This is a genomic window from Streptococcus koreensis (assembly GCF_003627135.1).
Lineage (GTDB): Bacteria > Bacillota > Bacilli > Lactobacillales > Streptococcaceae > Streptococcus > Streptococcus ilei.
Genome location: NZ_CP032620.1, coordinates 185,876 through 209,789, shown reverse-complemented (window position 1 = coordinate 209,789; position 23,914 = coordinate 185,876). Strand labels below are relative to the sequence as shown.

The window sequence follows — 23,914 nt, the reverse complement described above, 5'->3', positions numbered from 1 at the left end:
TTTAGGAGAATAAATGAATCAAGAAATTGCTGCAATTTTTGATATTGATGGGACGATTTTTAGAGACTCTCTTCTTCTTCATCATATGGAGAAGTGTATTGCTTATGATGTTTTTCCAATATCAGTAGAGATGGAATTGAAACCTCATAAAAATGCTTGGCAAAATCGAGAACTAGATTATGATGATTATCTGTATACAGCATCTAAACTGTATACAAAATATATCTCAAATAAAGAAATTCTTGATGTTGAGTTTGTAGCCAAAAAAGTGATTGAAAAAGAAAGTAAAAAACTCTATCGTTTTACTCGCGATCGTATTAAATGGCATAAAAAACAAGGACATAAGATTATTTTTATTTCTGGTTCTCCCGATTTTCTAGTAGAAAAAATGGCGGAGAAATTGGGTGCTGATTTATGGTTTGCATCCCAATACTTAAATGATGGAACTAAGTATAGTGGTGAAGTAGTTCCTATGTGGGATTCAGAGTCTAAGAAGAAAATTTTAGAAGGGTTACCTTTTGATTTAGAGAATTCTTATTCTTATGGAGATACAACAGGTGACTTTACAATGCTTCAAATGACTGGGCATCCTACAGCTATAAATCCAAATCAAAAGTTATTGGATAAACTAAGAAAAGAGAGAGTAGATTGTAATGTTGTTGTTGAACGTAAAGATGTTATTTATTCTATAACTGACATTAGTTAAATTTAGATCTAAAAGTGCAGACGGAGGATAATAATATGGAAATTGATCGTTACTGTAATGAATGCTTAGGGTACTATAGCTACGATGTTGATGAAACAGAAAATTTTCAAAAATGCCGTTGGTGTGGTTCTGAAGATACAGAGGAGATTTAAAATTATTCTTAATAGATAAAGGGATCAGAAACTAGATTCACCAGTTGATGTAAATATCTTTAGCAAAAGAATAGAAAGAGAGGCATCGAGATGGATTATGTAGCTAGACTACATTTAAAAACAAATACATGTCATCGACAGGAAATGGTTGATTTCTGCTTGAATAATTCTGAACAATATGTTGCAATTGGATGGAGTAGACTAAGTGAAGGTATAACATCTGATGATTTTCGAGAATACTATAATCGGATAAAACAAGAAAATGGTAAAGCAAATCCGGCAATAAATATTTTTCGAAATGCGAAAGTAGACGATTTGCTTTGGACTCGAGATTTAAATGGAAATTATTGGATTTGTAAGGTGAAATCGCCGGTAAAAGTTGTTTGTGATAAACGTATGGATATCGGAGCACTTATTCCAGTGGAAGCTTATAACTTTGGGATGCAGGTTCCAGGACAAATTAAAGCATCTTTTACAAGGATTAATGGAGGTACTGCCGGATATATTCGTGATGGTATAATAGTTGAGTATTCAAAGCTTGTCTTTAATCAGCTATCACAAAGTAACTATTATCAAGTAATTCCGTATGTAGGAGGTTTGCTAGATAATTTGCCAGATTTTGATTTAGAAGAACTTGTTATTTCATATCTTCAAGTAAAGGAAAATTACTATGTTCTATCGAACTCAATAGCAAAAAATTCTACCACAATTAAGATTGAGTGCGAAATGATGTCGAGGGATGTTGAGAACCCTAGAAAAGCAGTAGTACAAGTGAAGGGGAAAAAAGCAAGAGAGCTTAATGCTTTAGACTTTAAACAATATGTTGAAGAAGGATATATAGTTTATCTTCATGCACCTAAGATTTCTAATTTAGATCAGCTTAAGAATGTGGTTCGGATATATGATAGTACTTTATTGGATTTTTATGAGAAAAATAAGCCGATTCTACCTGCATCTATTACGCAATGGGAAGACTTATTTAGATAGTAGAATTTGATAGAATATAAGAAGAAATTTCCCTATTTCAATTAAATTCAATCAAATTTTTTGAAATAAAAAGGCAGTAGAAAACTATCGGATATTGCTATCAAGCTGTTTTGAAATCACCTACAACAGAACCTTGTCAAACCAGGTTTTACGAAAAGTTTTATTTGTACCAAATTTGTACCAAATTGAATTTCAGTCTATTTGTATATGAAATCTCATTTAGTTAAATTAGCTTTAAAATCGGTATATTATTGTTGAGTTTAGTTCGTCCAAACAACTAGAATGCTTGCATTCGGCATCAAGCTACACAAGAAAAAGCCTATTGTAACAGGCTTTTTTGATGTTGAATTGCTTTTTGTACCAAAAATTATAAAAGTTTTTGAATGTTATCAAGTTCAACATTTATTTTCTCTTGTAATGTATGATCGTAGTCTTAGCTAATACGGGAATGACTTTATCAATATTCTAAAGTTATTTTAGAAATGCTCAAAACTATCTTTTCGGAAAATATAAATTTTTCGGAAAGTTGATTTATAGTCTCTTTTAAATATAAAATTAAAAAGATGTGCAGGGTTGTAATTAACTTGTGCATTTTTTTGTTTAAGGTGAATTCAAAGTATCCTAATATACCATATAGCTGAGAAATAAATCAAAATAGGGAAAAGAAGATATTGACAGAATTCCAGGGTTTGGTATAACAGTCAACTAGATAGTTACAATAATCAACAGGAGATATTCCTGAAGGTGTAATGTAAGATATTAGTGAAAAGATCGGAGAACATACATGGAATATAGTAAACTAGGCTGGGAAGAAGTTAGTAAGTTTGAGGAAATAAAAGGTTATGGACAACATATTTGGCGACATCATGAGAAATATTTTTTTGTTACAGATGAAGGGGGAATAGTTGAACAGAGGGTAGTCTATGAATTACCATATAGAACTATTTCAATCACCCTACCAAGTTTTTCTGAGTTACTTGAAAAGTCTAACTTAATTTGAAAATTTAGGCAATAAAGAAATCCTAGACAAGCTTTTGAGCTATTCAGAAGACTTGAAATACCACTATAATCTCTATCAGCTCTTGCTTTTTCACTTTCAGAATAAGGAACCAGAGAAATTTTTGTGGACTCATTGAAGACAATATAAAGAAGGTTCATTCTCTTTTTCAGACTGTCTTTAAAACATTTCTAAAGGACAAAGGGAAAATCATCAATGCCCTTCAGTTATCCTATTCCAACGCAAAATTGGAAGCGACTAATAATCTCATCAAACTTATCAAGCGCAATGCCTTTGGTTTTCGGAACTTTGAAAACTTCAAGAAGCGAATTTTCATCGCTCTGAATATCAAAAAAGAAAGGACGAAATTTGTCCTTTCTCGAGCTTAGCCTTTCTTCAACCCACTACAGTTGACAAAGAGCCGTAGATTTTAGGTATTTACCTTGTCTACTTAAGAGGTATCATATCATCGAGATAAAGGTGATTTGTTTGTTCCTAAGAATTAGGTTTTAGGTTTGACTTGTGGCAACTTCTGGAAAAAGCTTGTCTAGGATTTTTGGAGTGATAGCTTGTCCAGGACCTTCAGCACAATAGGTGTGAATATACATAGAGGGATTGAAGTTGAGCTCGATACAAGTGCAATGAGGTTTTTCCTTGCTAGCAGGCTGAGTTCTATCTGGAATGATGAGGTCAACCCCGCAAGCCCAGGCCCCCATGCTAGTTGCCATAGCTGCTGCCAATTCTTGGTAAGAGGAATCTATTGTCTCAGTGACATCAATAGAGTCACCACCCGTAGAGATGTTGGAGTTACGGCGGAGATTGACCTTTTTCCCTTCTGGGAGAATATCATCAGGTGCATAACCTTGCTGAGTTAACATCAATTGTTCGATGTCTCCTAGCTTAATGATTTCCAGAGGTGAGCGGTGGTCACGGCCTCGCAATGGATTGGCATTTTTCTGAGCGACTAATTCACGAATGGTATGTTTGCCATCACCGACAACATTAGCAGCGACACGAAGGAGGACAGCCTCACAACGCCCGTCCAGAATGAAGAAACGGTATTCGGTTCCTGGGATAAATTCTTCAACAAGAACAGCTGTATCTTCTGCAAAGGCAATCTCGAGAGCTTTCTTATAGTTATCAAGGCTGGCAGGCTCTTGGAAAATGGAAATGCCCAGACCGAAGTTGGTTGATTTTGGTTTAACCACAATTTGCTTGCCCTTGATAAGAGGATAGTAGGCTAGACCTTGTTCTAGACTGGTAAATTCGTCGCCGGCAGGGACAGGGAAGCCAGCATCAGCCAGGATTTTTTTGGTCACGGTTTTATTAGCCATGGCAAGAGGAACTACATAGTTGTCTTTTGAGGTCATGTTACCATTTTTGACGTACTCAACATGATCTTTATGCCAGAGTTTAAGGAATTGATCCTGCTCATCTAGGATTTCAAAATGAAGCCCTTTTTGAATGGCATCAAAGAGCAGCATCTGGGTAGAAAGTTCCATCTCCTCATAACCCTTAAGGGCATAGTGGGCAGTCCAGTCGTAATCATGATAGGCAAGCGCCTTGTCAAGGGCAAAGTCAGAAAGGGACTTGTCTTTGATATGAGGAAGAAGTTGAGCAGCTAGTGTCTTGTTCGGATCTGCAAAGGCATCTTTAACTTGTTTGACCAGACCTTGATGATAGTCACCAAGCCCAAAATGTTGCACCAGTTGGTCTAGAGCTGTCGTAATGTTCTGAGTTTCAGCTTCAGAAGGTAGAGGTTCTAAAGGATGAGAGAGGGCAATTTTTTCATTCAGCGCGTGACCTTGAGCCAGAGCCTGATCAACATTTTCAGGGGCATCCAGCCAGAGGAAGGCTAGAAGGAGTAGGTGTACGGTATCCATGGTAGTTTGGCTAATACCGATACGCTCAAAGGGGTTGAGGTCGAAGTTACGGAATTCTAGGTAGGTGATTCCCTTGTCAAGGAAGGAGCGATTAACCTTTTGTCCACGGAAACGAACAGCCGAGTAAAATTCCTTTTCCGCAATCAAATCACCTTGTTCGATATAGTTTTCGATGGCAGAGACATAGTCTTCTAGGCTTGCAAAAGATACTTGTATTTCTTCCTTATTGACATAACCATGGTCGCTGTTTCGGAAGGAACGCACGAGTTCTGGCACTTCTTGGTCGAAGAAGCCTTGCTCAGCAACAGGTGCAGCACCAAAGAGATAGGTGATCACCCAACGATAGCGCAAATAGTTCTGAGCCAACTTAAGATAGAGGGCATTTTTGAAAGCAATTATATCAATCTGGTCACTTTCTTGGAATAGGGCCTCAACCAAATCTTTCCCTAGTTCCATATTATAGTGGATACCTGAGATAGCTTGTAGTTTAGTTCCGTATTTTTCGGCCAGGTAGTTACGATAATGGCGTTCAAATTCATTTTCCAGTTGGGCAACTTGGATTTCCTGGGCGTTGATACGAGGAGGCATGGACAAGGGCCAGAGAAGTTCATCTTTACTGATGGAACGTCCAGCTACATCGGTAATGGCTCCAAGAAATCGACGAGCCTCAGTGGTAGATTTAGCAACTGGTGTGATGAGTTCCATCTGAAACTCACAAAAATCTGTTTGAATATAAGGGTGGAAACTTCGAGCTCCTAGGCAGGAAGGGTGAGGCGTATGTGCTAATTTTCCCTGTCTATCGACACGAAGACTTTCGCGTTCAATTCCAAAGTTAGCTTGAAGGATAGGGCTAGTAGGCTCCAGCTTTTGAAGCAGTTGATTTATAATCATAGAGTCACCTTTTCATCTAATGTTAGTGTTAGTCTATTATAAATAGGAACAAAAAACAAATTTCTGCTACGTATGGCTATGATTTACCAACATTTAACGCAAGTTTGTGAAAAATGAGCAGGTTTTAGAGTTGTTTTTTCTCTACCTATTTTTATAAAACTGGGGAAAATCTGATATAATAAGCTTTGTAGGTGTATTATTTTAATGCTTACAGACCTAAACTATTCCCCTATTTATAATCTATTGATTCATATTTTATGAAATTAATCAGTAGATATCGTTCTGAAAAGCCTTGATAATACGCTGTTTTTAGTCCAACTGAAACCCATACTTTCCAAACCAGGTTTTACGAAAAGTTTTATTTGCACCAAATGATTTTAAAAGTATTCGGATATTTTCAAACTCATCGTTAATCTTCTCGATCAACACGGATTTTAATTGTTTAATGAAGGAGAGGAACCATAACCTAAATATGGATACTTCATCTGGCTCATTAATGTTCATGTGACCAGATAGTCCGATAATTCGACCACTTATCCAAATTTCCTTGTCACCTTTGCCTTTGTTTGCTATAGTAGGATTATCGAAAGAAGCCAGTCTTCTGATAACATTACAAAAAGAGGTAGTATTATGAAAAAATTAATTGGTCTTGGATTTATCCTTGCAGCTATCGCTGTCATCACCTTTAGTATCATTGGTTATCCCAAAATAGATGCCAATCTTTGGCCCTTGGTTCCGGTTGTCTTGTTTGCTTTCTTTACTCTTGAAAATGCACTCAAGAAAGACTACAAGTCTAGTTTGATCTGTGCAGTGATTGGCTTGATCATTGCCAATGCCATCTATGATCTTCTTCCAATTTCAAATGGGGTCGTGATGACTGCGGGTGTCTTGGCCTGTCTTGGTCTAGGTTTTCTCTTTCCAGACGCACCAAAAGAAAAATAATGCTTCCAATTATATTCGCTCTAGGGACTTGGTCTGAAGAGATTTCTTCAGACCAAGTCCTTTTTAGCTGTCTGAAAGAACCACTTAGGAGCTGAAAATAACCACTTACCAAAAAGGACTTGTAAGATTTTGAACAGCTGTTATAATGTTACTAACAAAGGTTAAGAAAGGAGTCCTATGAAAGTTCGCATCGAATTAGATCCGCAGATGGATGAGCCAGAAATGATCATCCGGGCTCCTCGATTGACGGAGGAAGTCGCCCGCTTGCAACAGTTGATCTTGGAGCAAAAAATGACGCCACTGACCTTTTACAAGGATCGAAGCGAGTACTTCGTAGATGTGTCAGAAATTCTCTTCTTTGAGACAGATGGCGAAAAGATTTATGGGCATACCAGAGAAGAGGCCTATGAGGTTCGTCAAAAACTCTATGAGTTGGAAGAAATCTTGCCGATTGCTTTCTGTCGCATCTCCAAGTCGACCATTGTCAATGCCAAGCAGATTTATTCTATTGAAAAATCTTTTTCGGGAACCAGTACAGTAAACTTTTATCAAACCCATAAACAGGTACACGTGTCCCGGCACTATTATCAACTCTTAAAAGAACGGTTAAAGGAAATGAGGTAACAAGATGAAAAATAAATTAATTGGGATTTTCTTAATCCTCCTAGCAGCCCTAGTGCTCTTACAAGGTTATTTTGTAAAATGGGAAATCAGTATCTGGACGCTGGCTTGGGTTGTTTTACTAGCAGTCCTTTCCCTCTCAAGTTTTTTGAAGCGACACTTTGGTTGGGGCTTCCTATATGGGATCTTGGCTCTCTTCTCCCTTAATGGTCAATATCATTTTCTTCCAGTATCCAATTCGGTGGTCATCTTTTCTTCTATTTTAGCGGTGATTGGTCTGAATATTCTCTTTAAACCCTCTAAAAAAGCAAAAACGACTTGGAGTTCCTGTTCAGCAGGATCACATGCCCAAGCTGCTGGCAATGATATCGATGTTTCCTTTTCTACAGTGACCAAGTATTTGAATGACCAGAATTTTACAGGTGGAAGTGCCGATGTGAGTTTTGGAGAAGCTTCGATCTATTTTGATAATTGCCGGATGGAAGGTCCGTCTGCCCAGTTCGCAGTGGATGTTTCCCTTGGAAGTCTGAGCCTCTATGTTCCAAGCGATTGGCGGGTTCATGTCAATGTAGAAAATTCTTTGTCAGCCATCCAACACCAGGAAAATCCAAGCAATTTAACCAGCAAGGACTTTTACATCGTCGGAGAGGTCTCATTGGGGAACCTAGAAATCATCTATGTAGGTGAGAAATCCTTCGAATAAGCCTATCTAAGAAAAACTTATTCAAAGGTCTTGCCAAGAGGAAGTTTTTTTGGTAATATAGTACGGTATGTGGTGCTAGCACATCCGTAATATTAGATCTAATAGGAGGCAAAACAGAATGGCTAAAGTATGTTATTTCACTGGTCGTAAGACTGTATCAGGAAACAACCGTTCACACGCGATGAACCAAACCAAACGTGCCGTAAAACCAAACCTTCAAAAAGTAACTGTCCTTATCGATGGTAAACCTAAAAAAGTTTGGGCTTCAGCTCGTGCATTGAAATCTGGTAAAGTAGAACGCGTTTAATCAGAAATCAGGATCTCTTGGAGGTCCTTTTCTTTTTTCTTCTTTTTTTCTCTTTTTGGACATTTGTATCAACCGATAGGAGAAAGGTGTATCCCTTTTACACGCGCCCTCTTTTATGGTAAAATAGAATATAAAATACTTTTGAGGTAGAAATTATGACAGTAAAAATCAATACAAAAGATGGTCAAATTGAATTGACCGATGATGTCATCGCAACTGTTGTAGGCGGTGCAGCCACTGAAATTTTTGGAGTGGTTGGAATGGCCAGCAAAAAAGCGATTAAAGATAATTTCCAAGCTCTCTTAGGTAAGGAAAACTACTCTAAGGGTGTAGTTGTGAAGACAACAGAAGCAGGAAGTATTGCGGTTGATGTTTACACTGTTTTGAGCTATGGTACAAAGATTAGCGAAGTTTCAAAAAATATTCAAGAGCGTGTCAAATTCAGTTTAGAAAATCAACTTGGAATCACAACGGATACAGTCAACGTCTATATCCAAAACATTAAAATTGTGGGAGAATAATCGTGTCTAAAATTACAACTAGTTTATTTCAAGAAATGGTCCAAGCAGGGGCTACTCGCTTAAATAAACAAGCCGAGTATGTCAATTCATTGAACGTTTTTCCTGTACCCGACGGTGATACTGGAACCAATATGGGAATGACCATTGAAAATGGTGCAAAAGAAGTAGCTGATCGCTCTGCTTCAACTGTGGGAGAAGCAGCAAATATCTTTGCTAAGGGGCTTTTGATGGGAGCGCGTGGAAACTCCGGAGTCATCACTTCTCAGTTGTTCCGCGGATTTTCTCAAAGTGTCAAAGACAAGGATGAATTGGATGGAGCAGCTCTTGCAGCAGCCTTCCAAGCAGGGGTTGAAGTTGCTTATAAAGCAGTTATGAAGCCTGTAGAAGGAACTATCTTGACCGTTTCTCGTGGTGCTGCCATCGGTGCTAAGAAAAAAGCAGAATCTACTAATGATGCGGTTGAAGTCATGCGTGCGGCTCTTGAAGGAGCTAAGACAGCTCTTGCCAAAACACCAGATATGCTTCCTGTCTTGAAGGAAGTCGGTGTAGTGGACTCTGGTGGTCAAGGTTTAGTCTTCATCTATGAAGGGTTCCTATCAGCTTTGACAGGAGAATTCATCGCTTCTGAAGAATTTGTGGCGACTCCAGCAACCATGTCAGAAATGATCAACGCAGAGCACCACAAATCAGTAGCAGGTCATGTGGCAACCGAAGATATCCAATTTGGTTACTGTACAGAGATCATGGTAGCGTTGAAACAAGGCCCAACCTATGTGAAAGACTTTGACTACGACGAATTCCGTAACTATTTGAACAACCTTGGGGATTCTCTATTAGTCGTCAACGATGATGAAATTGTCAAAGTCCATGTCCATACTGAAGATCCAGGTCTTGTCATGCAAGAAGGATTGAAATATGGTAGCTTGGTCAAAGTAAAAGTGGACAACATGCGCAACCAGCATGAAGCACAAGTTGAGAAAGAAGAACGTCAAGCTAAACCAGCTGAAGCAAAAGAATATGCCATCATCGCAGTCGTTGCGGGTGACGGATTAGCGGATATCTTCAAAGCGCAAGGAGTGGATTACATCATCTCTGGTGGCCAAACCATGAACCCTTCAACAGAAGATTTTGTCAAAGCTGTTGAAGAGTTGAATGCGCGCAACATCATTATCTTGCCAAACAATAAAAACATCTTGATGGCTGCTCAATCAGCAGCAGAAGTCATTGAACAACCTGTAGCTGTTGTAGAGACCAAGACCATCCCTCAAGGATTGACCAGTCTTCTTGCCTTCGATGAAAGCAAGTCTATCGAAGAAAATTACGAGCGCATGAGCGCTTCATTGGAAGATGTTGTTTCAGGTAGTGTGACGACAGCCGTTCGTGATACCACTATTGATGGTCTTGAAATCCATGAAAACGACAATCTTGGAATGGTTGATGGTAAAATCGTTGTTTCCAATCCAGATATGATGGAGACCTTGACTGCTACCTTTGATAAGATGTTGGACGAAGATAGTGAAATTGTTACGATCTATATCGGTGAAGATGGTCAAGAAGATCTAGCCAATGAGTTGGCCCAAAACTTGATGGCTAAATATGAAGATGTTGAAGTCGAAATTCATCAAGGAGATCAACCGGTTTACCCATATTTGTTTAGTGTCGAATAATCAAAAAATTTCAAAAATAGAAGGAAAAAGAGCCAAAAAAATGATTTTTTGGCCCTTTTTTTGATAAAAAAAGCTTTATGAAAGCGATTAGAGAGCTGTTTTTAGACAATTTTTATTTGATATGTTATACTTTAGAAAAATAGAAATAGGAGAAAAAGCAAATGAAAAAGGTAATCTGCTTTTTAGGAGCTTTGCTTTTTGTGATGACAGGTTGTGCCACTAAGTCTCAGTCCACAGAAACATCAAAAAGCTCAACCACTACTTCGATAGAAAAAAGTGAAACTGTTACAAGTGAGGCAAAGGAAGAAACCAAGGTTCTCACTGCAGAAATCAATGGCAATCATCATCGCTACACCATCACGACAAAAGGTGATAAGGTTCAGAAATTGAAGTTAGATGTTTTATCGGCCCTACCTGAAAAAATTGCTAGTAATTCAGCTAATCTAAGTCCTGAAGAGATGACAAAAATTATTAATGAAGGCTTGCAGTCAGATTCAGAATACACAGCACTGAAAGACATGGCTGGCTTCAATATCGAATATAAGGTCACTCCAGAGAAAAAATTAGCCTCAACAGTTTCTGTTGATATGGAAACCATTGATTGGGACAAAGTTAAAGACTTATCTTACTTTAAAGATCTCGGTATTGGTGACCTAAAAGACATCAAGGCCTCTACTGTTTTCACAGGATTAAAACTCCACGGTTTCAAAGAAGAAACGCCAGCACCATAGGTTCGGACTCATGTCCGGCCTTTTTTTATTTTCTATGACATTTGTCATGTGAGCCAGTGACAAAATCATCTAGTGGCCATCCTTTCCTTTCGCTATAATAAAGTCAGAAAGTGAGAGGTATAAAAATGAAACAGTGGTTAATGAAAGTTTTTACGATGACGATTATTGGGATGGTCGTTTATTTGATCTTTTCAAAGGATGATAGCCTCTATTACCATTTTCCATGGGAATTGTTTGCGGGAATTGGTATCATGAGCTGGGCTGTTCAAGAAGTGTTGAAAATGGTCAAGGCTGTTAAAAAGGAGATGGAGCAATGAACAAGAAACTAGAAATTGGCTGGATGTTTGCTTTGTGTATGGTCCTCTGGGTAACTGAGCAGATGACGGGTTGGTTCTCTGCCCATTTCCCTAGCTGGTTTTTCCAAACGGTTTGGGGAGTGACCTTGGTCGTCTCTGTCATCATTCCAGCTGGCCAAATCTGGTTGAAAGGAGAGCATCATGAGTGTCATTAGAGTTGAGAGCTTGAAGAAAAGTATTAAAGGGAAAATGATTCTAGAAGATCTTTCTTTCAAGGTTGAACGAGGAGACTGTTTGGCCTTGATTGGGCCAAACGGAGCAGGGAAGACAACCTTGATGAATTGCCTCCTAGGAGATATAAAGGCAACAGCTGGAATCATTGAAGTGGAGGGAAAAGCTCCTGGTCATCCTCAATTAAAGGCTAGTGTCTCTTATCTTCCTCAAGAGAATGCCATCGTGCAAAAGCTAACCGTGCAGGAACTGATCAGCTTCTTTCGCTCTATTTATCCCCAACCCTTAACGGTCAATGAAATCGATGATCTATTGCGTTTTAGTTCAGAACAGAAGAGACAATTGGCTAGTAAGCTGTCTGGTGGACAAAAACGTCTCCTATCTTTTGTACTGACCTTGATTGGTCGTCCCAGTCTTCTGTTTTTGGATGAGCCGACGTCTGCTATGGATACGTCCACTCGCCAACGCTTTTGGGAAATCGTTGAGCATTTAAAAGATCAAGGTGTGACCATTGTCTATTCTTCCCATTACATCGAGGAAGTTGAGCACACGGCCGACCGGATTCTGGTCTTGCATCAGGGGCGTTTGCTTCGGGATACGACTCCTCTCGCTATGAGAAGCGAAGAAGTAGAAAAACATTTCACCCTGCCTTTGCGCTACCAAGCTCTAGTGGCAGGGATGGACGGAATTGGTCAAGTGACGGTCAAATCCGATGCCCTCCAAGTTGTGACAGGCGATGCCAATCACTTGTGGACGCGATTGCAAGAAGAAGGATGTTCGATCCAAGAGATCGAAGTCACCAATCGAAGTTTATTGGATTCTATTTTTGAAAATACAAAGGAAGTAGGTTGAGAAGATGAAACGCATGAAAGCTCTCGGCGTGGTTGAGTGGCATTTGACCAGACGCCAAGCCATTTATTATTTATTATCAATAGGGATGCCCACGGCCTTTTATCTCTTCTTTTCAGGGATGTACCAGGACACACCAGGTGCACCGGCTCACTTTATGAGGGATTATCTCCTCTCCATGACGGCTTTTTCCATGATGTCTACGGCTCTATTTTCCTTTCCAACAGTTCTTGAAACCGATCGACTCAATAATTGGCAAAAAGTCTTGCGCCATACCCCGGTATCTATGGTAGAATATTATCTAATAAAGGTTGCGGGTCTCTTTGTAGACTTTCTCCTATCCATTGGGGTCGTCTTTACCGTGGGTCATGTGGTGCGGCATGTGAACATGTCTCTACAGGATTGGGTCTTAGCGGCCTTCCTTCTCATCCTAGGAAGTCTAGCTTTTGTAGCTATCGGTCTGGTCTTGACCTTGCTTCCTTCCAGTCAATTGATGTCGGTTGCGGGCAATCTCCTCTATATGGGACTGGCTGTTATGGGTGGCCTATGGATGCCTATTAGTGTCTTTCCAGAATGGATGCAAGCTATTGGCAAATGCCTGCCAACCTATCAATTGATGGAACTGATCAAGACCTTTTTAAATAAGGGGCAGGTCAATGGCTTTGCTAGTCTCTATTTAAGCTTGTTTACCTTGGTCTTGTTTACCCTTGTCATCGTCTATCGTCGTCATTCTGAGGTTCGTGCATGATTGAAAAACTCAAGCGTATTCATTATATGTTTTACGCTAGCCTAGTCTTTATGGGATTCCCATTTATCTCTATTTTATTGGGTGAGGTTCCCTACTGGCACTTCTTTTTAGCCCTCTTGTTTATTGCTTCCTATCTAGGAATCTTGATTACTGAAAACAAAAAGCTGATCTGGATTTGTTGGCTGTACCTCCTAGCCTATGTAGCAGGAAATACTCTTTTTATTAATGCCAACTATTTTTGGTTTTATTTCTTCATCAGCAACCTATTGGTCTATCACTTTGAGATTCGCAATTTTCGCTCTCCTTATCTTTGGACAGTTTTTCTATCACAATTCCTACTTTTTGGAGTTATCTTTTTCAAACAGAATGCGATGGAGTATGAATGGGTATTTTTAATCATCATTTTCTTCTTTACCCATGCCATGACTTACGGCATGGTTCGGATTCGGATGATGGAAGAGTTGAAAGCTGACCATGCCAAGCAAAATGCCCAGATCAATCTCTTGCTGGCAGAAAACGAGCGCCATCGGATTGGCCGTGATCTACATGACAGTCTGGGTCACACCTTTGCTATGCTCAGTGTCAAGGCAGACCTGGCTGATCAATTCTTAGCATTGGGTCAGGTTGAGAAGGCGCAGGAGCAGGTGCAAGAGATTCAAGCCATTAGTCAAGAGTCCATGCACCAAGTCCGAGAGATTGTGGAGAACTTGAAGCAGCGAACCCTGGCAAGAGAGCTGGAAACCGTCAAGCAAATGCTAGAAGTGGCGCAAGTCAAAGTGGAGATCCAAAATGAGCTCGACACAGCTAGTATCTCGCCGATCCTAGAGTCTGCTCTGGCTATGGTGTCTCTGGAATTAGCCACTAATATGATCAAGCATGCCAAAGCAACGCAAGCCCTTCTCTCTTATCGCTCCACCGAAACAGGGGTGGAAATGATCGCAGAAGATAATGGCATCGGCTTTGCCAAGGTCTCCGATAAGGACCTACACTCGATCCGCGAACGGATTGCCTTGTTGGGAGGAGAGCTGGATATCAGTCATCAATACAAGCCGACCCGGATAGAAATACGAATCCCCTATCAAGAAAGGAAATAAGATGCGCTTATTAGTTGCAGAAGACCAAAGTATGTTGCGCGATGCCCTCTGCCAGCTCTTGCTTTTGCAAGAGGATGTAGAAGAAGTCTTGCAAGCTGGAGATGGGCAAGAAGCCATTCGCTTACTCGAAACCCATCCAGTTGATATTGCTATTTTAGATATTGAGATGCCGATCAAAACAGGACTAGAAGTGTTGGAATGGGCCAAAAGTCAACAACCCCAGCTCAAGGTTGTCATCGTTACCACCTTTAAACGACCGGGTTACTTTGAGCGGGCCCTCAAGGCTGGAGTCGATGCCTATGTCTTAAAAGAACGTCGCATTACAGATTTGATGGCAACACTTCATACGGTTTTGGCAGGGCAAAAAGAATATTCTCCTGAATTAATGGAGGGAATCCTAACCCATCCCAATCCTCTAAGCTCTCAGGAGCAAGCAGTCCTAAAAGAAGTTGCAAAGGGAGCTTCTAATCAAGAAATTGCGGATCGTTTATTTCTCTCTAACGGGACTATCCGCAATTATATGTCGGCTATTCTGACCAAATTGAATGCAGAGAACCGGACCGAGGCGGCGAAAATCGCCCAAGAAAAGGGTTGGTTATAAGGAAGAAAAGAGAGTGGGACAGAAATCGGTAATTCGTTAGAATTCGATTTCGTCGTCCCACCTCCGCACAGTTGAGTAGGGCTGTAAAAGCTGATGAAATCAGCCTAGTAGAGCCCACTCAACCACTGCGTCTTGCTCGACAATCCAAAGACAATTGAGAGGCTAGGACTTTTGTCCCAGCCTCTTTTTTGATTAGATTTGTCAATTTATTAGGAGAGCTCTCATTATTCGGATTTGGATAGAAAATTCAGAAAATTTGTGATTTTTACTTGAAAAGTTATATGAAAAAAGGTATGATAGTAGCATGCTCATTTGATAATCAAAGAAACAGAAAGGAGAGACATGGAGAAAATTACCTTAGAAACTGCAAAGACAGGCTCAGAGCTTGTGCTAGAAACGCTTCGAGACCTTGGAATCGATACCATTTTTGGTTATCCAGGTGGAGCGGTTTTGCCCCTTTATGATGCTATTTATAGTTTTAAAGGGATCAAACACATTCTTGGTCGACATGAACAAGGGTGCTTGCATGAAGCTGAAGGCTACGCCAAATCAACTGGGAAGCTAGGTGTGGCCGTCGTCACAAGTGGACCTGGAGCAACCAATGCCATTACAGGGATTGCGGATGCCATGAGTGATAGCGTTCCTCTTCTTGTGTTTACTGGTCAGGTCAACCGTTCTGGGATTGGAAAAGATGCCTTTCAAGAGGCAGATATTGTTGGGATTACCATGCCGATTACCAAGTACAATTACCAAGTACGTGAGACAGCGGATATTCCACGGGTTATCACGGAAGCCGTTCATATTGCGACAACTGGGCGTCCAGGACCTGTCGTCATTGACCTTCCAAAAGATGTCTCTGCCTTAGAAACAGATTATATTTACAATCCGGCCATCAATATTCCAAGTTACCAGCCGACTATTGAACCAAATGAATTACAGATTAAGAAAATCTTGAAGCAACTTGGCAAGGCTAAACAGCCAGTTCTTTTAGTTGGTGGTGGCGTCAGCTATGCAGAAGCGGCGGACGAATTGGTAGCCTTGGCTGAGCGCTATCAGATTCCTGTGGTAACTAGTCTTCTAGGACAGGGAACGATTGCGACCAGTCATCCTCTCTTCCTTGGGATGGGAGGTATGCACGGTTCCTTTGCAGCCAACATTGCCATGACCGAAGCGGATTTTATGATTAGCATCGGTTGTCGTTTTGATGATCGTCTGACAGGAAATCCAAAAACCTTTGCGAAGAATGCCAAAGTCGCTCACATTGACATTGACCCGGCAGAGATTGGTAAAATCATTGCAGTTGATATTCCAGTCGTTGGCGATGCAAAAAAAGCCCTACAACAGTTGTTAGCAGAGCCGTTGGTTCATAACAATACGGAGAAATGGGTTGAGAAGGTTACCAAAGATAAAAATCGGGTTCGTTCTTATGATAAGAAAGAACGTGTCGTCCAACCCCAAGCGGTTATTGAACGTGTTGGTGAGTTGACTAAGGGGGATGCCATCGTCGTGACAGACGTTGGACAACACCAAATGTGGGCAGCTCAGTACTACCCATATCAAAATGAACGGCAGTTGGTGACTTCTGGTGGACTAGGAACCATGGGATTCGGTGTGCCAGCCGCTATTGGTGCTAAGATTGCCAATCCGGATAAAGAAGTCGTACTCTTTGTCGGAGATGGTGGTTTCCAGATGACCAACCAGGAATTGGCTATCTTGAATGTTTACAAGATTCCAATCAAGGTCATCATGCTCAACAACCATTCACTGGGGATGGTTCGTCAGTGGCAAGAAGCCTTCTATGATGGACGGACATCAGAGTCTGTCTTTGAAACCTTGCCTGACTTCCAATTAATGGCCCAAGCCTACGGGATTAAAAACTACAAATTTGATAATCCTGAAACCCTTGAGAAAGATTTAGAAGTCATTACCGAAGATGTACCGATGTTTATCGAGATTGACATTTCTCGTAAAGAGCATGTATTACCGATGGTACCAGCTGGTAAGAGCAATCATGAGATGTTGGGGGTGAAGTTTAATGCGTAGAATGTTAACAGCCAAACTTCAAAACCGGTCTGGGGTCCTCAATCGTTTTACCGGTGTCTTGTCGAGACGCCAAGTCAATATTGAGAGTATCTCAGTAGGGGCAACAGAAAATCCTAATGTATCACGGATTACTATTATCATTGATGTCGCATCTCATGATGAAGTGGAACAAATCATCAAGCAACTCAATCGCCAGGTCGATGTGATTCGCGTTCGAGATATCACAGATAAACCTCACCTAGAACGTGAAGTGATTCTGATCAAGGTCTCAGCGCCTGCAGAGAAACGGGCAGAATTGCTGGCTATTATCCAGCCTTTCCGCGCGACTGTGGTAGACGTAGCTCCGAGCTCCATCACCGTGCAGATGACAGGGAATGCAGAGAAGAACGAAGCTCTTCTGCGTGTCATTCGTCCTTATGGGATTAAGAATGTCGCACGGACTGGTGCAACTGGATTTACCCGCGACTAATACTCTTCGAAAATCTCTTCAAATCACGTCAGCTTCGCCTTGCCGTAGGTATATGTTACTGACTTCGTCAGTCTTATTTACAACCTCGAAGCAGTGATTCGAGCAACCTACAGCTAGCTTTCTAATTTGCTTTTTGATTTTCATTGAGTAAAAAATAACCTAAATTTGTTAAAATAGCCTAACAGGCAATAAATATAGAAAAGAGAGAAAAAACAATGGCAGTAAAAATGGAATATGAAAAAGATGTTAAAGTAGCAGCACTTGACGGTAAGAAAATTGCTGTGATCGGTTATGGATCACAAGGGCATGCCCATGCTCAAAACTTACGTGATTCAGGTCACGATGTGATCATCGGGGTTCGTCCTGGTAAATCTTTTGAGAAAGCAAAAGAAGATGGTTTTGATACTTACACAGTAGCAGAAGCAACTAAATTGGCGGATGTCATCATGATCTTGGCACCAGACGAAATCCAACAAGAATTGTACGAAACAGAAATTGCGCCAAACTTGGAAGCTGGTAACGCTGTTGGTTTTGCTCATGGTTTCAACATTCACTTCGAATTCATCAAAGTTCCTGCAGATGTTGACGTCTTCATGTGTGCGCCTAAAGGACCAGGACACTTGGTACGTCGTACCTATGAAGAAGGATTTGGTGTGCCAGCGCTTTACGCTGTCTACCAAGATGCTACAGGAAATGCTAAAGATATCGCCATGGACTGGTGTAAAGGTGTTGGTTCAGCACGCGTTGGTCTTTTGGAAACAACTTATAAAGAAGAAACGGAAGAAGATTTGTTTGGTGAACAAGCCGTTCTTTGTGGTGGGTTGACTGCTCTTATCGAAGCAGGTTTCGAAGTCTTGACGGAAGCTGGATACGCTCCAGAATTGGCTTACTTCGAAGTTCTTCACGAAATGAAATTGATCGTTGACTTGATCTACGAAGGTGGATTCAAGAAAATGCGTCAATCAATTTCAAATACTGCTGAATACGGTGACTATGTATCAGGCCCACGTGTCATCACTGAGCAAGTAAAAGAAAACATGAAGGCTGTCCTTGCTGATATCCAAAGCGGTAAATTTGCTAATGACTTTGTGAACGACTACAAAGCAGGTCGTCCGAAAATGACAGCTTACCGTGAACAAGCTGCTAACCTTGAAATCGAAAAAGTTGGTGCAGAATTGCGTAAAGCAATGCCATTCGTCGGAAAAAACGATGACGATGCATTTAAGATTTACAACTAAGCCATCGAGATTGAAGTTGGGAGAAATCCCAACTTCTTTTTCATCAATGGTAGAGATGGTTTGGAAGGTGTTTTCAACCACTTAGCAGAATCTGTATGAAGAGACGTGCCATTGCGAGCATTTTGGGTGATTTTTCTGAAAATTTGGAAAACACGATGAAATTTTTGCAGTCTTTTGATATAATTAGATGAAATAAGGAGAAGAAGAGGAAAACATGATAACATCGAAAGATATTATTAAAGCCCACAAGGTTTTAAAAGGTGTGGTTGTTGAGACTCCCTTAGATTATGATCATTACTTATCTGAAAAGTATGGAGCGAAAATCTATTTAAAAAAGGAAAATGCCCAGCGGGTACGTTCCTTTAAAATTCGTGGTGCCTACTATGCAATTTCTCAGCTGACTGCTAAAGAAAGAGAGCGAGGAGTTGTCTGTGCCTCCGCGGGCAACCACGCTCAAGGAGTTGCTTACACCTGCCGGGAGATGAAAATCCCAGCAACCATCTTTATGCCCATTACGACACCTCAGCAGAAGATTAGCCAGGTTCGTTTCTTCGGTGGAGAGTATGTGACCATTAAATTAGTAGGAGATACCTTTGATGCTTCTTCTAAGGCAGCGCAGGAATACACCGAGGTTAAGAACTGTACCTTCATTGATCCATTTGATGATGCCAACGTCCAAGCGGGTCAAGGGACTGTAGCCTACGAAATCCTAGAGGAAGCTAAAAAAGAGTCGATTGACTTTGATGCTGTGTTAGTACCAGTTGGTGGGGGAGGTCTCATCGCCGGAGTATCCACCTATATCAAGGAACAAGCGCCGGAAATCGAGGTGATTGGGATCGAAGCAGATGGCGCTCGGTCGATGAAGGCAGCCTTTGAAGCCGGAGGTCCAGTAAAACTCAAACAGATTGATAAGTTTGCGGATGGGATTGCTGTTCAAAAGGTTGGTCAGTTGACTTATGAAGCAACGAAAAAAAATGTTGAGACCTTGATTGGCGTCAACGAGGGCTTGATTTCCGAAACCTTGATTGATCTTTATTCTAAGCAAGGCTTGGTTGCAGAACCAGCTGGAGCTGTCAGTGTTGCGGCTTTAGAAGTATTGAGAGAGTATATCAAAGGGAAGACCATTTGTTGTGTGATTTCTGGTGGGAACAATGACATTAACCGGATGCCAGAGATGGAAGAGCGGGCTTTGATCTATGATGGTATCAAACACTATTTCATTGTTAATTTCCCGCAACGTCCAGGAGCCTTGAGAGAGTTTGTAAATGATATCTTAGGTCCAAATGACGATATCACGCGGTTTGAGTACATCAAACGGGCAAGTAAAGGGACTGGGCCAGTCTTGATTGGTGTCGCTTTGGCAGATAAGCATGACTATGCAGGACTGATCAATCGGATTGAACAATTCGACCCTTCTTTCATTAACTTAAATGGAAATGAAACCCTCTATAACATGTTGGTATGATGGATTCTTTAACAAAGAATCACTTCTAAAAAGTAAATAAAATATAAAGGAGAATCAGGAAATGATTTGGATTTTTCTATTGGCTATTCTAGTAGTTGGAGCTACTGTATTCATTAGCTCGCTCTATGTGGTGAAACAACAATCTGTTGCGATTATTGAGCGTTTTGGACGCTATCAAAAGATCAGCAACAGTGGGATTCATGTCCGTGCACCATTTGGAATCGATAAAATTGCGGCGCGTGTGCAATTGCGTCTCTTGCAAAGCGAGATTGTGGTCGAAACAAAGACACAAGATAACGTATTTGTTACCATGAATGTAGCGACACAATACCGCGTAAATGAAAACAATGTAACGGATGCTTACTACAAATTGATGCGCCCAGAAGCTCAGATCAAATCTTACATCGAAGATGCCTTGCGCTCATCTGTTCCCAAGTTGACCTTGGATGAATTGTTCGAGAAAAAAGATGAAATCGCCCTTGAGGTTCAAAAGCAAGTAGCTGAAGAAATGTCGACCTATGGGTACATTATCGTAAAAACCTTGATTACTAAAGTTGAACCAGATGCTGAAGTTAAGCAATCTATGAACGAGATTAATGCGGCTCAACGGAAACGTGTGGCAGCCCAAGAACTGGCAGAAGCTGATAAGATCAAGATTGTTACAGCAGCCGAGGCAGAAGCTGAAAAGGATCGTCTTCACGGGGTCGGGATTGCAGAACAACGGAAGGCTATCGTAGATGGTTTGGCTGATTCTATCAAGGAATTGAAAGATACCAATGTGAATTTGACAGAAGAACAGATTATGTCCATTCTTTTGACCAACCAATATTTGGATACTTTGAATAACTTTGCAGAAAAGCAAGGAACCAATACCCTCTTCTTACCAGCAAATCCGGATGGCGTAGAGAATATTCGTACTCAAATACTTTCAGCTTTAAAAGCAAAATAATAAAATATCTGACTTTTTTAAAATTGTTCGTACTTTCAGCTATTATGGTTGACAAAATATGCAAAAAATTTTATATTAGTATTGGAAATAATAATATAGGAGAATGATCATGGCTAAATCGAACTTCGAAAAAGTGGAATCAGTTGTTGGTTGGGTACGTGATAAAAAGATCACTGGGTATCGTATCAGTAAAGAAACGAACGCCCGTGAAATGTCTATCATTGCACTTGCGCAAGGTCGTGCAAAAGTGAAAAACATCTCGTTTGAAACTGCGCTTGGCTTAATCGATTTTTATGATAAGAATCATCAAAAATTTGAAAATTAAAATACTATATAAAAAAGAAGGGAACAAGCTTCCCTTCTTTTTTATATAGTATAAATCAGGATATCGTAGGAAAGTATCACTAGCTGGATCCCTGGCTATTAAAGGATTTTAACAAGTTTATGTGTGGAATTTCACTTTCATTTAATGGTATTCGAAAACTCCCTCATCGGAATCATTCCAGTGAGGGAGTTTGTTTTAATTTAAGAAACGTTGTAAGAATTCTTTGGTCCGTTCTTCTTTTGGATTGGTAAAGATTTCTTTTGGATCACCTTGTTCAGCGATGACCCCTTTGTCCATAAAGATAACACGACTTGAGACGTCTCGGGCAAATTCCATTTCGTGGGTGACCACGATCATGGTTAGGCCTTCTTTGGCTAAGTCTTGCATAATTTTAAGAACTTCTCCGACCATTTCAGGGTCCAGAGCTGAGGTTGGTTCATCAAACAAAATGGCATCAGGATCCATAGAAAGGGCTCGAGCGATAGCCACCCGTTGCTTTTGGCCGCCTGAGAGTTGTTTTGGACGAGCAGCCCAATAAGGTTCTCCCATGCCAACTTTCTCTAAGTTCGCTTTAGCAATTTTCTCTGCTGTTTCACGATCACGCTTGAGAACGGTTGTTTGTGCCACAATGGTATTTTCCAAGACATTTAAGTTTTCAAATAGATTGAAGCTTTGGAAAACCATGCCCAATTTTTCCCGATAGTGGGTGAGATCGTAATCAGGATCAAGAACGTTCTGTCCCCGGTAGAGGATTTCTCCATCAGTCGGAGTTTCTAAGAGATTAATGGAGCGAAGGAAGGTAGATTTCCCGCTACCAGAGCTCCCAATGATGGAGATAACTTCGCCCTTCTCAACAGAAAGAGAGATGTCCTTCAAAACTTCGTTTTGACCGTAGGATTTTTTTAAGTGTTTGATTTCAAGTATTTTTTCTGCCATTATTTCACCTCTTTGACTTGCATTTGATTGGCACCAGTTGTGTAGGTATCAGAGTCTAAGCGACGTTCGATGTATCGAAGGATACGGGTAATGGTGAAAGTCAGGATAAAGTAAATTACCGCAATAATGGTAAAGGTTGGGAAGTATTGGTAGTTTTGAGTTGCGACCGTATTTCCTGTAAAGTAGAGTTCAACCACAGAGATAACATTCAAGACAGATGTATCCTTGATGTTGATGACAAATTCATTCCCTGTCGCTGGCAAGATATTCCGAACGACCTGTGGGAGAACGACCTTGCGCATGGTTTGTCCATGGGTCATCCCCAGAGCGGTAGCCGCTTCAAACTGGCCAGTATCCACTGCTAAGATTCCTCCACGAACAATCTCACTCATATAAGCTCCTGTGTTGATCGAAACAATAAAGATAGCAGCCCAGGTACGATCCAAGGAAATGTTAAAGGCTTGGGCTGAACCGTAGAAAATAACCATGGATTGAACGATCATCGGAGTACCACGGAAGATTTCAATGTAGACATTGAGGAACCAGCCAAAGAATTTTTGTAAGGCAGCCAGAGCCTTGTTTTTAGACGTAGGAGCAGTCCGGAAGACACCGATTAACAAACCGATGATCAAGCCAGCAATGGTCCCTGTCATAGAGATTAAGAGGGTCATTCCAGTTCCTCGTAAGAACTGCGGGCCATTATCTTTCAAAATCTTCATCATTTGGCTGAAGAAAGTCTGCTCATCATCGCTAGCATCGCTGGAAGCTGGTTGCTTCTCAATCATGTCATCCATGAGTTTGACTTGGTCTTCAGCCGAAATTTTAGCTAGTGTAGCATTGACTTGGTCGATTCGACTGTCGCCTTTTTTCATCCCGATAGCAATGGTCGCATCTTCCTCCCCGACTTCAAAACCTTTTTTGAATTGGATCATCTTAAATTTTGAATTAGCAGATTCAGCTGTCAAGGCTTCTGGACGCTCAGAAACATAGGCATCAATAACGCCAGATTCTAAAGCTTGACGCATCTGGGCGAAATCCCCCATAGCGGTTTCTTGTTTGGCACCCTTGAGTTGGGAGATGAGAGAATAGAGGTAGACCCCTTGTTGAGAGGTGACCTTTGCATCCTTGAAGTCATCTAGACTAGTGGCATTCGCATAGTTTCCGTCTTTACGCACCAGCATGACCGGCTCACTGGTATAGTAGCTATTAGAGAAAGCGACCTCTTTCTTGCGCTCGGCAGTCGGACTCATTCCAGCGATGATCATATCAATTTTACCAGAAGTGAGGGCGGGGATTAGTCCGTTCCAAGATGTTTTAACGATCAGAGGTTTTTTACCTAGTCCCTCAGCAACCTTTTTTGCGATTTGGACATCGTATCCGTTGGCATATTGGTTGGTGCCATCAATCTTCACGGCTCCATTTGCATCATCCTCTTGGGTCCAGTTGAAAGGAGCGTAGGCGGCTTCCATCCCGATCCGGAGATATTCGTCTGCTTTTACAATATGGCTCATTCCCAGGCATAAAAGTAGTCCGGTAAAGAGAGCATAAATTGTTTTTTTCAT

Annotated in this window: 25 protein-coding genes and 1 pseudogene; 23 read left to right on the top strand and 3 right to left on the bottom strand. The window is 40.9% G+C overall.

Annotation, left to right across the window (positions count from 1 at the left end):
- The first annotated feature begins 13 nt into the window (after positions 1-13).
- The 4 genes and pseudogenes from D7D50_RS01155 to D7D50_RS01140 all read left to right on the top strand — a co-directional run.
- Positions 14-706 carry an HAD family hydrolase gene (locus tag D7D50_RS01155; RefSeq protein WP_120701252.1) on the top strand — a complete coding sequence of 231 codons (693 nt, stop codon included), beginning with the start codon at positions 14-16 and terminating at the stop codon, positions 704-706.
- A 242-nt stretch (positions 707-948) separates the two neighbouring features.
- Positions 949-1,845 (top strand): ribonuclease D, encoded by an 897-nt coding sequence (locus D7D50_RS10210; RefSeq protein ID WP_227877751.1) that lies wholly within the window; start codon positions 949-951, stop codon positions 1,843-1,845.
- Between the two features lie 784 nt (positions 1,846-2,629).
- On the top strand, positions 2,630-2,845 hold the full coding sequence (locus D7D50_RS01145; RefSeq protein WP_023022181.1) for a hypothetical protein: 216 nt from the start codon (positions 2,630-2,632) through the stop codon (positions 2,843-2,845).
- A gap of 1 nt (position 2,846) precedes the next feature.
- Positions 2,847-3,231, top strand: a pseudogene (locus tag D7D50_RS01140) (transposase); the annotation flags it as partial.
- A 120-nt stretch (positions 3,232-3,351) separates the two neighbouring features.
- Here the strand turns inward: D7D50_RS01140 and gshAB are convergent.
- The gene (gene gshAB, locus D7D50_RS01135; protein ID WP_023027672.1) at positions 3,352-5,616 is read right to left on the bottom strand and encodes a bifunctional glutamate--cysteine ligase GshA/glutathione synthetase GshB; all 2,265 of its coding nucleotides are present in this window, start codon (positions 5,614-5,616) and stop codon (positions 3,352-3,354) included.
- Positions 5,617-6,246: 630 nt separating this feature from the next.
- On the opposite strand from gshAB, the gene D7D50_RS01125 reads away from it, so the two are divergent.
- The 19 genes from D7D50_RS01125 to D7D50_RS01030 all read left to right on the top strand — a co-directional run bounded on the left by D7D50_RS01125 (position 6,247) and on the right by D7D50_RS01030 (position 21,416).
- Complete coding sequence (locus D7D50_RS01125; protein ID WP_120701250.1) at positions 6,247-6,558, top strand: hypothetical protein; 312 nt, start codon at positions 6,247-6,249, stop codon at positions 6,556-6,558.
- 177 nt (positions 6,559-6,735) lie between these two features.
- The gene (locus D7D50_RS01120; protein WP_023027676.1) at positions 6,736-7,182 is read left to right on the top strand and encodes a LytTR family DNA-binding domain-containing protein; all 447 of its coding nucleotides are present in this window, start codon (positions 6,736-6,738) and stop codon (positions 7,180-7,182) included.
- A 4-nt stretch (positions 7,183-7,186) separates the two neighbouring features.
- The gene (locus D7D50_RS01115) at positions 7,187-7,882 is read left to right on the top strand and encodes a LiaF transmembrane domain-containing protein (RefSeq protein WP_120701249.1); all 696 of its coding nucleotides are present in this window, start codon (positions 7,187-7,189) and stop codon (positions 7,880-7,882) included.
- Between the two features lie 118 nt (positions 7,883-8,000).
- Entirely contained in the window at positions 8,001-8,189 is a 189-nt protein-coding gene (rpmB, locus tag D7D50_RS01110; protein ID WP_001140948.1) for a 50S ribosomal protein L28, read from the top strand.
- 155 nt (positions 8,190-8,344) lie between these two features.
- The gene (locus D7D50_RS01105) at positions 8,345-8,710 is read left to right on the top strand and encodes an Asp23/Gls24 family envelope stress response protein (protein WP_023022188.1); all 366 of its coding nucleotides are present in this window, start codon (positions 8,345-8,347) and stop codon (positions 8,708-8,710) included.
- 2 nt (positions 8,711-8,712) lie between these two features.
- Positions 8,713-10,377 (top strand): DAK2 domain-containing protein, encoded by a 1,665-nt coding sequence (locus tag D7D50_RS01100; protein WP_120701248.1) that lies wholly within the window; start codon positions 8,713-8,715, stop codon positions 10,375-10,377.
- Positions 10,378-10,538: 161 nt separating this feature from the next.
- The gene (locus D7D50_RS01095) at positions 10,539-11,108 is read left to right on the top strand and encodes an SP0191 family lipoprotein (protein WP_023022190.1); all 570 of its coding nucleotides are present in this window, start codon (positions 10,539-10,541) and stop codon (positions 11,106-11,108) included.
- A 125-nt stretch (positions 11,109-11,233) separates the two neighbouring features.
- On the top strand, positions 11,234-11,425 hold the full coding sequence (locus tag D7D50_RS01090) for a hypothetical protein (protein WP_120701247.1): 192 nt from the start codon (positions 11,234-11,236) through the stop codon (positions 11,423-11,425).
- Positions 11,422-11,619: a hypothetical protein gene (locus tag D7D50_RS01085; protein WP_023022192.1), complete on the top strand. Its 198-nt coding sequence runs from the start codon at positions 11,422-11,424 to the stop codon at positions 11,617-11,619. The genes D7D50_RS01090 and D7D50_RS01085 overlap by 4 nt, the downstream gene beginning before the upstream one ends.
- Entirely contained in the window at positions 11,606-12,487 is an 882-nt protein-coding gene (locus D7D50_RS01080) for an ABC transporter ATP-binding protein (RefSeq protein ID WP_120701246.1), read from the top strand. The genes D7D50_RS01085 and D7D50_RS01080 overlap by 14 nt, the downstream gene beginning before the upstream one ends.
- A 4-nt stretch (positions 12,488-12,491) precedes the next feature.
- Entirely contained in the window at positions 12,492-13,232 is a 741-nt protein-coding gene (locus D7D50_RS01075; protein WP_120701245.1) for an ABC transporter permease, read from the top strand.
- Positions 13,229-14,326: a sensor histidine kinase gene (locus D7D50_RS01070; RefSeq protein WP_120701244.1), complete on the top strand. Its 1,098-nt coding sequence runs from the start codon at positions 13,229-13,231 to the stop codon at positions 14,324-14,326. Before D7D50_RS01075 ends, D7D50_RS01070 begins: the two co-directional genes overlap by 4 nt.
- Before the next feature lies 1 nt (position 14,327).
- Positions 14,328-14,927 carry a response regulator transcription factor gene (locus D7D50_RS01065; protein ID WP_120701243.1) on the top strand — a complete coding sequence of 200 codons (600 nt, stop codon included), beginning with the start codon at positions 14,328-14,330 and terminating at the stop codon, positions 14,925-14,927.
- A 342-nt stretch (positions 14,928-15,269) separates the two neighbouring features.
- Positions 15,270-16,970 carry an acetolactate synthase large subunit gene (locus D7D50_RS01055; RefSeq protein ID WP_117745243.1) on the top strand — a complete coding sequence of 567 codons (1,701 nt, stop codon included), beginning with the start codon at positions 15,270-15,272 and terminating at the stop codon, positions 16,968-16,970.
- Positions 16,963-17,439 carry an acetolactate synthase small subunit gene (gene ilvN, locus D7D50_RS01050; protein WP_006594976.1) on the top strand — a complete coding sequence of 159 codons (477 nt, stop codon included), beginning with the start codon at positions 16,963-16,965 and terminating at the stop codon, positions 17,437-17,439. The genes D7D50_RS01055 and ilvN overlap by 8 nt, the downstream gene beginning before the upstream one ends.
- A gap of 215 nt (positions 17,440-17,654) precedes the next feature.
- Positions 17,655-18,677, top strand: coding sequence for a ketol-acid reductoisomerase (ilvC, locus tag D7D50_RS01045; RefSeq protein WP_023022200.1), 1,023 nt, complete (start codon positions 17,655-17,657; stop codon positions 18,675-18,677).
- Between the two features lie 214 nt (positions 18,678-18,891).
- On the top strand, positions 18,892-20,142 hold the full coding sequence (gene ilvA, locus D7D50_RS01040) for a threonine ammonia-lyase IlvA (RefSeq protein ID WP_120701242.1): 1,251 nt from the start codon (positions 18,892-18,894) through the stop codon (positions 20,140-20,142).
- 61 nt (positions 20,143-20,203) lie between these two features.
- Positions 20,204-21,091 (top strand): SPFH domain-containing protein, encoded by an 888-nt coding sequence (locus tag D7D50_RS01035; protein WP_023022202.1) that lies wholly within the window; start codon positions 20,204-20,206, stop codon positions 21,089-21,091.
- A 109-nt stretch (positions 21,092-21,200) separates the two neighbouring features.
- Positions 21,201-21,416, top strand: coding sequence for a capsule biosynthesis transcriptional regulator (locus tag D7D50_RS01030; protein WP_006594972.1), 216 nt, complete (start codon positions 21,201-21,203; stop codon positions 21,414-21,416).
- A 195-nt stretch (positions 21,417-21,611) separates the two neighbouring features.
- Here the strand turns inward: D7D50_RS01030 and D7D50_RS01025 are convergent, their stop codons facing one another.
- Positions 21,612-22,352 carry an amino acid ABC transporter ATP-binding protein gene (locus tag D7D50_RS01025; protein WP_009732258.1) on the bottom strand — a complete coding sequence of 247 codons (741 nt, stop codon included), beginning with the start codon at positions 22,350-22,352 and terminating at the stop codon, positions 21,612-21,614.
- Positions 22,352-23,914 (bottom strand): ABC transporter substrate-binding protein/permease, encoded by a 1,563-nt coding sequence (locus tag D7D50_RS01020; protein ID WP_023022203.1) that lies wholly within the window; start codon positions 23,912-23,914, stop codon positions 22,352-22,354. Before D7D50_RS01020 ends, D7D50_RS01025 begins: the two co-directional genes overlap by 1 nt.

Bases quoted from the DNA above. Each gene is read 5' to 3' on its own strand.
- D7D50_RS01030 (WP_006594972.1), top strand. From the start codon at position 21,201: ATGGCTAAATCGAACTTCGAAAAAGTGGAATCAGTTGTTGGTTGGGTA.
- D7D50_RS01065 (WP_120701243.1), top strand. From the start codon at position 14,328: ATGCGCTTATTAGTTGCAGAAGACCAAAGTATGTTGCGCGATGCCCTC.
- ilvA (WP_120701242.1), top strand. From the start codon at position 18,892: ATGATAACATCGAAAGATATTATTAAAGCCCACAAGGTTTTAAAAGGT.
- D7D50_RS01055 (WP_117745243.1), top strand. From the start codon at position 15,270: ATGGAGAAAATTACCTTAGAAACTGCAAAGACAGGCTCAGAGCTTGTG.
- D7D50_RS01115 (WP_120701249.1), top strand. From the start codon at position 7,187: ATGAAAAATAAATTAATTGGGATTTTCTTAATCCTCCTAGCAGCCCTA.
- D7D50_RS01080 (WP_120701246.1), top strand. From the start codon at position 11,606: ATGAGTGTCATTAGAGTTGAGAGCTTGAAGAAAAGTATTAAAGGGAAA.
- ilvC (WP_023022200.1), top strand. From the start codon at position 17,655: ATGGCAGTAAAAATGGAATATGAAAAAGATGTTAAAGTAGCAGCACTT.
- D7D50_RS01025 (WP_009732258.1), bottom strand. From the start codon at position 22,352: ATGGCAGAAAAAATACTTGAAATCAAACACTTAAAAAAATCCTACGGT.
- D7D50_RS01070 (WP_120701244.1), top strand. From the start codon at position 13,229: ATGATTGAAAAACTCAAGCGTATTCATTATATGTTTTACGCTAGCCTA.
- D7D50_RS01105 (WP_023022188.1), top strand. From the start codon at position 8,345: ATGACAGTAAAAATCAATACAAAAGATGGTCAAATTGAATTGACCGAT.
- ilvN (WP_006594976.1), top strand. From the start codon at position 16,963: ATGCGTAGAATGTTAACAGCCAAACTTCAAAACCGGTCTGGGGTCCTC.
- D7D50_RS01145 (WP_023022181.1), top strand. From the start codon at position 2,630: ATGGAATATAGTAAACTAGGCTGGGAAGAAGTTAGTAAGTTTGAGGAA.
- D7D50_RS01155 (WP_120701252.1), top strand. From the start codon at position 14: ATGAATCAAGAAATTGCTGCAATTTTTGATATTGATGGGACGATTTTT.
- D7D50_RS01120 (WP_023027676.1), top strand. From the start codon at position 6,736: ATGAAAGTTCGCATCGAATTAGATCCGCAGATGGATGAGCCAGAAATG.
- D7D50_RS10210 (WP_227877751.1), top strand. From the start codon at position 949: ATGGATTATGTAGCTAGACTACATTTAAAAACAAATACATGTCATCGA.
- gshAB (WP_023027672.1), bottom strand. From the start codon at position 5,616: ATGATTATAAATCAACTGCTTCAAAAGCTGGAGCCTACTAGCCCTATC.
- D7D50_RS01035 (WP_023022202.1), top strand. From the start codon at position 20,204: ATGATTTGGATTTTTCTATTGGCTATTCTAGTAGTTGGAGCTACTGTA.
- D7D50_RS01090 (WP_120701247.1), top strand. From the start codon at position 11,234: ATGAAACAGTGGTTAATGAAAGTTTTTACGATGACGATTATTGGGATG.
- D7D50_RS01075 (WP_120701245.1), top strand. From the start codon at position 12,492: ATGAAACGCATGAAAGCTCTCGGCGTGGTTGAGTGGCATTTGACCAGA.
- D7D50_RS01085 (WP_023022192.1), top strand. From the start codon at position 11,422: ATGAACAAGAAACTAGAAATTGGCTGGATGTTTGCTTTGTGTATGGTC.
- rpmB (WP_001140948.1), top strand. From the start codon at position 8,001: ATGGCTAAAGTATGTTATTTCACTGGTCGTAAGACTGTATCAGGAAAC.
- D7D50_RS01020 (WP_023022203.1), bottom strand. From the start codon at position 23,914: ATGAAAAAAACAATTTATGCTCTCTTTACCGGACTACTTTTATGCCTG.
- D7D50_RS01125 (WP_120701250.1), top strand. From the start codon at position 6,247: ATGAAAAAATTAATTGGTCTTGGATTTATCCTTGCAGCTATCGCTGTC.
- D7D50_RS01095 (WP_023022190.1), top strand. From the start codon at position 10,539: ATGAAAAAGGTAATCTGCTTTTTAGGAGCTTTGCTTTTTGTGATGACA.